This window comes from Spirochaetales bacterium (assembly GCA_016930085.1).
In the GTDB taxonomy this organism is placed as follows: domain Bacteria; phylum Spirochaetota; class Spirochaetia; order SZUA-6; family JAFGRV01; genus JAFGHO01.
This window is the reverse complement of sequence record JAFGHO010000083.1, coordinates 31,577-43,970: the sequence shown is the minus strand read 5'-3', so window position 1 is coordinate 43,970 and position 12,394 is coordinate 31,577. Positions and strand designations below refer to the sequence as shown.

Genomic DNA, 12,394 nt, shown 5'->3' with positions numbered 1-12,394 from the left:
TTGATTTTTATTCTTTATATTTCAGTGACTGAAGATAATTTTCCAGTAAAATCGATGCAGAAAGCGAATCAATCCTTTTCTTTGAATTCTTTTGTTTTACACCGCACTCTTTCAAAATGGATTCCGCTATTTTACTCGAATATCGTTCATCCCATAAAACAACCGTTATATTCTTTTCCTTTAATTTGTCTGCGAGTTTTCGAGATTCCTCACATCCCTTACCTTCCCTGCCGTCTTCTCGAATCGGAAGTCCGATGATGACGATATCGACGTCTTTTTCTTTCACGATGGATTCGATCGTCCTCACAAGATCTTCATCCGTTGAAAAATGAACCATATCATAAGGACTGGCTATCATTTTCAACGGATCGGAAAGCGCAAAACCGACCCGCTTTGTTCCAAGATCGATCGATAAAGCCCGTGCCATTACTCTCCCCTGTTTTTTATCGTGTCATCAATTCTTCGATCACCAATTCCGTGATATCAATCTCCTGTGTATAAAAATAAATTTCAGACGAATCGATATCGAGTATCAGGGAAAACCCCTGCTTGAGTGCTACCATTTCGATCTTTTCGATCAATTCTTCCAGATACTCGTCGGAATAATAAAGCTTTTTTAATTTCTCTTCGATTTGTTGATTGGTTATTCGTATATATTCACGCAGATGTTCTACTTTACGCTTTTTCTCCGATTCAAGCCGAAAGCCCAGATCGTAATTATTCGCCATATTCGCTTCGAGTATCTGTTTCTCTATATTCTGGATATCCTTTTTTACCTGCTCGATATATTTTTCGTTTTTTTCTTTTTCCTCCTGCAGATCACGAAATGCCTTCGAATCCCTGAAATAAGTCTGTGCAATCTTTTTGATATTGACGACTCCCACTTTCGGCATGTTCTGGTTTGCAAAAAGCGTGATTCCAATGAGAAAGAAAACCAGAGATAATACACAATATCGTGCCACCCTCATATTTTTCATATCGAAACCTCCCCTGCCAATTTATTATATTCTTCAGGTCATAACAACTAAAAGAAACCGGGTTGCGTAATTGCCACGACAAAACGCAGACTCAACGGATCAAAGAGTGGAATTTCACCCTGTTCCCAAATGACCCGGTCGTCTTCAAATCTGAACCGCTGACAGAAATAGAGACGGATTGGAAGGCCGGGCATTATGACACGCAACCCGGCACCGAAACTGAAAAGGTAATTATCGAGTATTGAAAAATCAGCCTCATCACGATTGTCCCACATGGAAGCGGCATCAAAAAACCACGTCCACCAGAGTAACTGCTTTACCAGCGGATGCCTGAGTTCGAGAGAAAAATCAAGCAGGGCCTCGCCGTTTCTTCTGAAAGGCCAACCGCGCGCGACATTCATCCCGTCAATCCATAATTTTTCACGTTCGGTCGCCTCATAGTTGTCCATGAGACCGAACCAAGGATCGAGCATGAACGAGGCTGAGGCATGAAGCGCCAGTACCGTTTTAAAATCAAAGTCTTCGGATACCGGAATATCAAAAAGCGTTACAAAGGCTTCGGCTTTTGAGATGGTTTTCGTATAATTTCTTTTGCCCCAGAAACCCGAAAATATAAAGGATTGTGCCAGGTAAAAGCCCGATTCCGGATTATAAAAAATATCACGCGTATCCCAGCTTAATGTATTACCCCACGTATTGATGAAATTCCATTGTTCGAGATTCTCCCTCACTGTTTTGTTGTAATGTCTGTACTTCTTCGAATCATACCACACGTAGGAGGCGTTTGTCGTGAAACTCGTGCTGATACCGAATTTTCCAAGAAGTGTTCTGAAATAGATACTCGTATTTGCGCCGAGTTCGATATCGAGAGAATCATACTCCATGAGTGAAAGCTCGTTTGTATCGATTCCTTCCCTGATCGCATCGGTATACTCTTCCTCGCTCGTGAAAGGATCGGGGATATCCTTATCGGTAAAAAGAGGAGGAGCGATATCCTGGAAGGCGTTCTGGATCAGCGAATGATACAATGAAAATTTCAGACCGCCTCCCCAGCCCTTACCGAAGAGGTAATTGTCCTGATACCGGAGTGCCAATCCCTGTTTGATCGGCGAGGCCTCGAGATCAATCCCCACTTCAACGCCCAATCCCAGGAAATTTCTGTCCGACCACCCGAATTGTCCGGATATCGGGAACTCCGTCCCGGAAAATGCGAGACCCATTTTAAAATCCGCCCAACTCATTTCTTCCACATTGATGATCAAATCCATAAGTCCTTCATTACTGCCCGGCATGGGCTGCGGCTGAATATTTGAAAAATATTGCAGATTGTAGAGGTTGAATATTCCCTGACGTATTTTCTCCGCGCTGAAAATATCACCGACTTCAAAGGGAAGTTCCCGTTCGATAACATAATCCTTGGTCTTGTCGTTTCCGACAATGAGGATATTTTCAATATGGGCCCTGTCTTTTTCGATAATACTTATCGTATATGAAATGATTTTATTCGTATCATCCTTTTCGGGCCGCTCGCTGACACTGTTATGAATGTAACCGCTGTCGGCATAGAATGATCTGATCGCCTGGACGTCCATCTCCCATTGCACTTTATTGAAAACCTTTCCGGGTTTTTGTTTGATCAGCTTTTTCAAATCTTCCGTCGGAAATATATTGTTTCCCTCAAATGTCACATCGCCGAAAAGAAATTGCTCGCCTTCCTTGATGTAAAAAGTGAGAATAAGGTAACTTCTGCTTTTTTCCTCGTTCTGCTCGACCGTCTTCTCGACTCTCTCGACTTCGGCATCGATATAGCCTTTTTTATTATAATAATCCAGAATCTTTATTTTGTCATCAGCGAGATTATTTTCCTTGAAAACACCATTATGGAAAAAATCCTGTTTTTTCGATACGAGTTCTCCGCGGAGGGTGTTGTCGGTAACAAAATCGTTTCCGGAAAAAAGGATTTCCTTGATTGTCGTTTTAAAACCCTCATCAATATCAAAATAGACAATGATGACATTTTTCTCGTCATCCTTTTCGATTCTGCTCGATACCGCCGCTTCGGTAAAGCCTTTCTCTATATAAAAGCTTTTTATTGCTATTTCATCTTCACGCACCATAACCCTGTTTTCAAAGTCCCCCCGCTTTGTCTGAACATTATCGAGGATTTCATTCCTGGTAACCGCCTTGTGGCCGGTTAACCTGATATCGGCAACGATGGGTTTTTCCTCGACGTGATATTCGAGGATAACCGTTGTCTTGTCTTCATCACCGGGGACCTCCACGAGCTGGATATCATTAAAATATTCGAGTTCATAGAGTTTTTGATCGATTTCATAGAAAATATCCTTGGTAAAATTTTTACCGACGAACTCTCCTACAATCGGTTTCAAATCATTAATGTTGACATGATCGAGCCCGACGAATTTTATATCGATGATCGTTTTTTCAAGATACCATTCTTCTTCCATCTCCTCGGCCATGAGGGGGGATACGGTAAAAAACAAAGCCATGAGAATCGATACTATTTTCACGGCATTGTTGCCGAACGCCATGCAACAAGAACCTCCCGCCTTCCTCCGGATGGATAATCCCGCCTTTCCCGGGACGGACGACATATCCCTGATCAGTGCCATATTAACTCCTTAAATCCTTTTTCTTAATATTTCCAATTCCACTCCAGCTTTATTATATTATCTGTCAGATAAAAAAAGAGATCATCAAGGTGTTCCTGATCGGGACTGAACGTCCACTCCAGAAGGAAAAACGGAGTGGGCCATTCCAGACTGATTTCAAACTCAGGTTCGACCCCGAAAAATCCACTGCCGAATAAACTGTCAGAGGAATAATAATCTACTTCCGTAAGTCTTACAAGACCGGTGACGAATAAATCATCTCCGACATACTGTCCTATAGTTATGGTCGTATTGTCAAGATACTTGCCCAAAGAAATTGTGTATTCTTCATCGACGGGCTGATCATCGATAAATTTATCGCGCACCACATTTTCGATAATTTGTGTTCGTATTGAAAAGAGATCGACATTAAAAAGTTCTCTCACCGTTTCTTCGAAACTCCTGAATATACCGATCTCCCCCAGCACCTCGCTCGAAAGCAAAACAACGGAAAGACCGAATCCGCTTTCTTCGATCCGTTCTTGAATCGATTTGCCCAAAAGGGCAAAAATTTCCGTTTCCGTTCTCGATGGAATGGATTCAAAACGTGGAGAAAACTCACTCAGCTTATTGTTTTCCGCGATCAAAAAAATCTGCACCTTCTCCTCAGTTTCATTATCAATCTCCCAGATTTCGGCCCGAACGGTCACCGTCGGATCGATATCTTCAGGATCAAATACGTTAAAAACAATATTACCCGACTTCAGGTAGAAGTTTCTGTTGAAATAGAAAACCTCACCGCCTTTTATCCCGGCAGACCCTCTCATGACAAATCCCGGCATAATGACGGGGTAATCCCTGTGTGTTTTTAGGGATGCCACCTGTTCGTCTTTTTTAAACAACTCCCAAATTTCCCGATATTCAGTCTCACGACGCTCGAACATGTTTTCCAGGTCTTTCGACTCGATTTTTTCGTTTGTCGTATTGTACGAAACAGTGACGGTCGAACCTTTTGTAGAATAACACCGCAAAACGGGAAAAGTTACGGTTGGCCAGTCAAATTCTACTTTTCTCCCGCTGGTCAACGCTATATCGGTAATAAAATCGAACTCGAGATCCTCATCCTCCTGCTGCTCCGGTTCATCCCGAAGCATAACGGTACTGTAACTGGCCTCGATATCACCCAAAACAATTGCCCGTTCTGTGTCGCCCAATACCTTGATCGAGCCGATTCCATAGCCGTCGACAAAGGCAGGTCCGAAATTATGAACACAATAGATGCCGATGTACTCATCGGAGGAGAAATTGAGATAATATTGTGTAGGAAGCCAATGATCGATCGTGAAAATCGCGCGGGAAACCGAAACATATCCGCTTCCTACCTGGACGGTCTTGTTGTCGAGAATGAATTGTTTGTCATTGAAGTAAAGATCGACATCAAAGGGCTCCGTATCATATTTACTGAGGAAAAAGGACAATCTGACATTTTCCGCACGGGCGGTGCCGGAGAAAAGTGGATCTATGAAAAAACCGCTGATTGCGATATCATTCCCGTAAATACTCCCCCGGGTAAATTTGATAATATCCTCGCCAAGGATAACATTCAAAACGGAGGTATCGATCCAGATATGTTCGATCGCGGCATCGATATTCTTGTCGATTATCTTACCTTTAGCATATCCCTGAATGGGAAAAGGTTTCACGATCGTGAACTCAAAATCACCGTTTTTGGCAATAAATCCTGTAAAGACTTCCTCCGGCCCCCCCTTTACTATCAGGCCGTCGGGCTTTCTGGTAAAGGATAACGACCATGGATCAAATGAATCGTTATCCACCGAAATATCGGAAAGCCCGACCGTACTCGACATCTCCTGGTCCAGGAAAGTAAAAATATTGGCTCGCTTATCCATATTAACGACATTTCCGGCGAAAACAAAATTACACTGTATATCCTTTCTGAAATAATCTCCGATATAATGACCTGTAAATGAGAAATCTCCCTTTGTCCTGTGGAATTCTCCCGTGCAGCGTGTGATTTTGTTGGAAAGAAAGGATAATGAGAGCGATTCGACTATCAGCTTGTTTTCCTTTAATACAATCCGGGTCTCGAGACCGACATGATCGCCGATGAGGCTTCCCTTGACAAGATTACAATCGATGATTGTCTCGATATCGCCGAGCGGCCCCGTTACCGCTACTTCCCCGCTGAAAGAACCGGAAAACAGAAATTTCCCTATCCGTTCTGCCGGTGAGTTGTCGAAGACAAGCCTGAAATCAAGGATCTCCTTTTCAAATGTCACCGACAACGAATACTGCTCACCTGTTGCCGCGCCCTCGAGATAAAAATCACCGGAGATCCCCTCTTCGCCTTCGACGGAAAAAAGAATTTCGCCGCTGCCGGATAATTCCGAAATTCCGTCCTTGTAATTTATCGCCGATACATACATCTCGTCATTATTGAGAACAAAAGCACACTCACACACATTGGTGCGAGACATAAAAAGGGGAATGTCATAGAAAATCGTATGGGGAGAAACGATCTGCCACTTTCCCTTTGCCGGAAAGATGCCGTTCATCGTAAAGGCAAGATAGACGGTGGTGTCTTTTTCCGCTTTGACGGGAATCGGTATTTTGAGTGCCTTTGCCGAAAACAAAATATCGGCATTTCTGGAAAAAATAAAGGAGGCGGTGAAACCGTAATTTCCCGCGACGTGCAGGGTTTTTCGCGGTGTGTAATACCCTGAAAAGCTATAGGGAATCCCCTCGACCGAAATCGATGATTGAAAGGAAAATCCCCCGGTGTTTCCAAACTCGGCTTTCAGATAAGCTTCAATCGCGTAATTCTCCCAGTCGGCGGTGAAGTCCTCGACAAACGCCTCTTTATTGTTTCCCTTCAACACCATACTCAGATAGTTTTTATCATTCTTCTTATCCTGTACGATGAATTGATCCGTTTCGAACCTGAAATCTTCAAAATCAGTCCATAAGGTAAACTCCGAACTCAGATAGTATCGTTGTAAAAACTCGTACCGCCCCTGCGAAAATGCGTTATCCTTGATAAAGAGTTTGTAGATGTGGGAGACCGGGATGGATGATAATTCTCCGTAAAGCTCAAGCCCTGCAGCATGATCAAGGGTCAACGTACCCCACGAGGAAATCGTATTCGTATAGGGCGTTTGTGAAAACGATGTCTGCAAACGAAAGAAAAACGAATCGAATCGCGGAAAAATATCGAGGACAAAAAGATCGAACTCACTCGCCCCGACAGTCAGCTTTGTTCCCCGCAAACTCAGGCTTTCTTCGCTTCTGTCAAGCTTGAAATCTGCCGAAACGCGTTTATCCTCGGCCACCTTTACATTGACCAGCCGCAGGAACCCTTCCGGGAAAAAGTTTCTGAAAAGGACATTTCCGGTAAAATCGATTCTGCCGAGCCGGGAGTTGACGACGAGTGGTTCGAGAAATACTTTTTCTTCATCGCCGTGCAGCCGGGCCGAAACCAGAATCCCGGGCGGCAGGGAGGGATGATTCAATCCTATATCCGCGCTCAATTCATACGTGACATGCGGGTCTCCAAGGCTGACATCGAATGTCCCGGATGAAGTGATGGCCGATGAAAGCCATTGATTGAACGGCTCCCATGGTCCGGTGAAACGGAACATGGTCTGCGGCTGGAATTTTTCCGTTTTAAAATTAAACGTCAACGTACCGGTATTGAGATCCGCAAAGAGATGCAGATCGATCGGGGATTTATCCTGAATTTTTCGAACATCGATCAGGTTATCGTCAAGGGTGATCTGCAGGGTCTGCCGCTGAAAGGAAATCGTATCGGTCGAGAAATGAAGGAATTTCACGATAAAATCGGCTCCGCTGAAATCACGGTCGAAGCTTCCTTTTGTTTTCAATTCCATATCGAACGAATGCGGACCATTCTCATCGGTTATCACAATCGTCGCGACTCCCTTTTTGATATTCAGCTGGTAGGCCTGGGCGATACTGTTTATTTCAAAGAACAGATGCGTAAAGGTTATCTCGGCATTTTCCGTATAGAGATGAACGCTGACATTGTTGCCCGTGATTCTGAACAGATAATTCGAGGAGGTGAGTCTGGAAAGGAGATTTTTCTGTAATTCTCCCGCTTCATTGCCGGAAGCATTCATCGGATTGAATTTGAAAAGGGTATTGGATATATTTATTTCCGAAACCGCAGCCAGGGGATCATTTGAAAAAAGCAGGACGAAAAGATTATACATCACCCTCACCCTTTTCAATCTGAATAGTTCTTCCTCGTTGTTTCGTATGCTGTAGATTTTCAGGTCGCGGACTTCAAGATACATGAAAACCGACGGTGAAATATTATCATAGCTGATTTTTCTTCCAAGCTGTAATTCCAGATAGTGGAGTATATCCTCTTTGAGTACTTCCATTCGTATCGTCAGTTCATTATCGACAAAACGATATATGAGTGTGGCGACAATCGTCAGCCCGACAAGTATGAGTATTTCTATTCCCCTTCTCAGCCAGGAAGTTTTTTTTGTTTTCAATGCCTTTTCAGTCACCTGCTTTGCCGTGACGTCAATCGGGAACGCCGGAACGTCATCTCAAATTTACGGCTCCTCATGATTATCACGCAGTATCATCATTAAGAAAATATATACAATTTTTCACATTTTATCATTATGCCGATACAAAAAAACAAAAATAACCGGACGGCCTTTCTGAAAGTTAAATGCGTATTTCCCTATTAATAATAATGACGTTCTTTTATAATAGTTACATCTATTTCCGTTTATTGCCGTCTTTCTCATCCGGCAGCACCCCCGTGCGCGATTGATCAGAGTTCTTCTTTTTTAATCCTCCTGATCTCGATACGCTTTATACGCCGTTCATCGCTTTCCAGAATGGAAAAGCCCAGCCCTTTATCGGTAAAGGCCGTTCCGGCCCTGGGTATTTCACCGGTTTTGAAACAGATATATCCGCCGACCGTATCATAATTACCTTTTTCGATGCGTATTCCCGTCTCCCTGAAAAGATCCTCGAGGTCGGTCGTACCGGAGACATGAACGACATTCCTGGAAATAATGGAGATATCGATTGCCTGGCTTCTGTGTTCTTCCGGTATATAACCGACGATCTCGGCAGCGATATCGTTTTTTGAGATCATACCGGAAATACCGCCGTATTCATCGACGAGAAAAACCACTTCTTCATTCTTTTCGATCATGGCTTTAAGGAGATCCGGAATCTTTTTTGTTTCCGGGTAATAAATCGCCTTCTTCATTATATCATTGATCGACGTCGCCTGAACGGTCAATGCCGTATCCATGTCGATGATTCCGACGACATTATCGGCGCGTTCGAGAAACACGGGGATAAAACGGGATTTTCTTTCAGTATAAAACATGATGATTTCCCTGATCGACGAGCCCCTGCTGCATACCGGTACTTCATGAAAAGGCACCATTACTTCACGGGCCATTGTTTCTTTGAAATCAAAAATATCATCTATTATTTTTTGACCCGTTATCTGCATACCCGATTCCCTGCAAATGAGTTTCATCAGTAATCGAAGATCTTCCCGGGAACGCGGCAACCGCTTCACGGATCGTTGACGGAAAACAAAAAGCATGAACGCGACGATCCTGTTAAGGAAAAAGGAAAGGGGAATGAAAAGGATATAGAAAACAGTGAGAAGCGGTGCAATGCGAACACTCAGACCGTCTGCGTGCTGCCTGAAAAACGATTTGGGAATAATTTCGGAAAAGACAAGCAGGACGATACTCAAAAGGAGGCTGCCCGGCCAGGATAACCAGAGGGGATAACCCATTCGTAAAAAAAGACTCTTCAACAGAACCGTCGCACTCACCACCGCGATATTCGTCCCGATCAGTGTCGTCGAAAGAAGCCGTTCGGGTTTTATGAGAAGATAATGGGCCGCCCGGGCGTAGAGAAGCTTTTTCTCTTTTTTTATAAACAGGGAAAGCTGATCCGCGGCGAGCAGGCCTGTTTCAAGGCCCGCGAAAAATCCCGCCATCACGATACAAATGACGATACCGGTGATTATCATGCTTCCTTTCCTTTTCCGGCCTCGAGGCGGACGATTCTGTTCTTCCCCGCCTTTCTGACGGTAAAGCGTATTCCCGACACATCGAGGGAAACTCCCTGTTCCGGAATTTCTCCCAGTTTTTCAATAATCATTCCCGATATCGTTCTGCTTTCCGAAGGGAAAGAGACCCCGAAAAAATTCTCGAGGGTCTCTATTTCAATCGATCCGGGTATGGAAAACAGGTCGTCCCCGATACGGAGAATCGAATCCTTTTCCGATGAATAGAAATAATCCAGCAGATCCTGGACGATCGTCTTGAATGTGACGATACCCGAGGTACCGCCGAACTCATCGATCACAAGGGCGACTGCACTGTTCGAATGCCTCAGTTCACGGGTCAATTCTCCGAGATTTTTCGACCCCGGAACCGAGTAGTACGGCCTTACAATCGATTTCAGGACAGCGCCGCCTTCATCGGGATAGACATTATATTTTAACGGCAGCAAATCCTTTATTTCTATATATCCGACAGGGTGATCGAAATCATTTTGATAAACATATAAAAACGAACCATCCAGTTTCGCCTTGCCCTCGGAAATAAGTGAGAATATATGCCCGATCTCAGTTGAGATATCGATTCCCCGGATCTCCGTCCTGGGAATCATGACATCGGCCGCGGTCTTATCGATAAAATCGAGATACGATTCAAGTATATCGAGTTCGTATTTTGTGATAAGCCCGCCCTGAAATCCGACTTTCATGGCAAATCCGATAAGGGCCTTTTTTTTTGTATCGTCTTGCGAGTTTTTTGCCGGCAGACTCATCAGGATCTTTGATCGCATGAAATTGAATATACAGGTGAGTGGTAAAAAAAGTTTCGTAAAAAACGACAACGGAATAAGGGAAGATTGCGCAAAGGCGAGTGGATGCCGGATCGCCAGGTTTTTGGGTGTCATTTCCCCGAAAAGAAGAATAATGAGTGTCATCACCACAACGGAAAACAACTCCGAATCCATAAACGGGATACGTTCGACAATCATCTCCGAAAAGGACAGCGCGAATATATCAGTTGCGAAAATATTGACGATCATGTTTCCGGTAAGAATGGTGACGAGTATCCGGTCGGGAGAAGAAAAAAAGAGTTCGATGACGGATTTATTCCATTTTCCTTTTATCCCCCTCAATTTTTCCCGTTCCAGGCTGTTCAATGAAAAAAAAGCCGTCTCTGTTCCGGAAAAAAAAGATGAAAGGATCATAAAAAGGACGAGGAGTATCAAAGAAACCAGAAAATCGATTATATTACCCTCTTCCATACCGGTTTCTACACAAAAATAATCAAGCACATGAATTATTCAGGATAGAATATTTTTACGATGATTGCAACAGTTTTCATGACATTGCCAGTATTTCAGAGGCGGCGAGAATGACGGGACCGATTCCATGAATATCATTGACCGGCCGGGGGCGTTTGTAATAATAATGCAGGTCGCCTCCGATGCACGTTCCGGTACTTGTCCCAAAAACCGTTCCGTCCGGCCCGATGACCGATTCAAGGCCTTTCCAGCCGTTCCGTGCGTTTGTTTTGAAAGATTCATCGACGTACCCAACGTTGATCGCGCGGGCGATCGCGTAGGTGAGCATCGCGGAGCATGATGTTTCCGGAAAGGAGTCTTCCCTGTCGAGGAGTTGGTGCCAGAAGCCCCCGGTATCCTGATATCGCACGATACCCTCTATTTCCTTCCGGAATATCGAAATCAACCGGGGGCGATCGGGATGTTCTTCGGGCAGCCTGTCGAGGAGGTCAACCTGTGCGAGGAGTATCCATCCGTTTGCGCGTCCCCAGAACGCAACACCCGGCTTCCCCGTATGAGAGAACCAGCAATGGCGGCAGATGCCCTTCCCGCCGTCGAAAAGGTGGGAATGAAAGTTGAGTACCTGGATGACCGCTTCATCAAAAAACCGCGCCAACCCCTCCAGTTCACCCATGCGGGATAAAAAAGAGACACTCATATAACAATCATCTGCCCAGATCGTGCCGTAACAGGGAAAATGCCTGACGAATGTACCGTCCTTGAGGCGGTGCTGTTTGTTCATGATATGATCCGCCGCGCGTTCGATATACTTCCTGTAGCGTTTCTGTTTGTCATATCGATATATCTCGATAAGGCTTGCCCCCATCGCACCGCAATCATCCAGTTCCTCGATAATATAATGCTGAGCAAAAGGGTATACCCATTTTTTATCACCTTTGTATTTTTTTCTGAAATACCCGGCATGATCGAAGCAGAACGCGATATTCTTGTCCGGAAACGACCGATAGGTGGCGTCCTTTACCGCCTCCCCTGCTTTCCTCATGCCGATATTGAGCACCCCGTTCCAGTACCGCCAATCATTATACGGGCTTTGGAGGGCCAGCGCGGCATCGCGGGGGGCGGACGACGGCGAGTCATACTGCACACCGCTTTCAGGATCGATAAAGCGAAAGGTAGAGGCGGATATCACTGCATCCGCGACCGCCCTCAGGCATCTTTCGACATTGGATTTTCTTCCCGACATCGGTATATGGTAAACAAAAATCATATGATACGGCAAGTACCTGCCGCAATTAATTATCCTCATCTTATCCCTATATACCCGCCATCGCCGGCCGTTACCGAAATTGACATTTCGCCCCGTTCACTATATGCTTTATCCATGTTGTATAAAAAAAAGTGTTCAGAAAAACGTCATATCGGCATTAAAACGGTATCTTCAATATTACA

At 44.5% G+C, this 12,394-nt stretch carries 7 protein-coding genes; all 7 read right to left on the bottom strand.

All coding sequences use genetic code 11. From position 1 onward, the window contains the following. Positions 1-7: 7 nt before the first annotated feature. A complete protein-coding gene (gene ruvX / locus JW881_14305; GenBank protein ID MBN1698684.1) occupies positions 8-427 on the bottom strand; it encodes a Holliday junction resolvase RuvX in 420 nt (139 codons plus the stop codon). A 16-nt stretch (positions 428-443) separates the two neighbouring features. Next, the gene (locus JW881_14300) at positions 444-977 is read right to left on the bottom strand and encodes an OmpH family outer membrane protein (protein ID MBN1698683.1); all 534 of its coding nucleotides are present in this window, start codon (positions 975-977) and stop codon (positions 444-446) included. 47 nt (positions 978-1,024) lie between these two features. Then, positions 1,025-3,610, bottom strand: a complete 2,586-nt coding sequence (gene bamA, locus JW881_14295; GenBank protein MBN1698682.1) for an outer membrane protein assembly factor BamA — start codon at positions 3,608-3,610, stop codon at positions 1,025-1,027. A 23-nt stretch (positions 3,611-3,633) separates the two neighbouring features. Continuing rightward, on the bottom strand, positions 3,634-8,130 hold the full coding sequence (locus tag JW881_14290) for a translocation/assembly module TamB domain-containing protein (GenBank protein MBN1698681.1): 4,497 nt from the start codon (positions 8,128-8,130) through the stop codon (positions 3,634-3,636). Positions 8,131-8,420: 290 nt separating this feature from the next. Beyond that, a complete protein-coding gene (locus JW881_14285) occupies positions 8,421-9,653 on the bottom strand; it encodes an HlyC/CorC family transporter (GenBank protein MBN1698680.1) in 1,233 nt (410 codons plus the stop codon). Further along, positions 9,650-10,945 (bottom strand): HlyC/CorC family transporter, encoded by a 1,296-nt coding sequence (locus JW881_14280; GenBank protein ID MBN1698679.1) that lies wholly within the window; start codon positions 10,943-10,945, stop codon positions 9,650-9,652. Before JW881_14280 ends, JW881_14285 begins: the two co-directional genes overlap by 4 nt. 76 nt (positions 10,946-11,021) lie before the next feature. Then, a complete protein-coding gene (locus JW881_14275; GenBank protein ID MBN1698678.1) occupies positions 11,022-12,251 on the bottom strand; it encodes a glycoside hydrolase family 88 protein in 1,230 nt (409 codons plus the stop codon). Positions 12,252-12,394 lie beyond the last annotated feature (143 nt).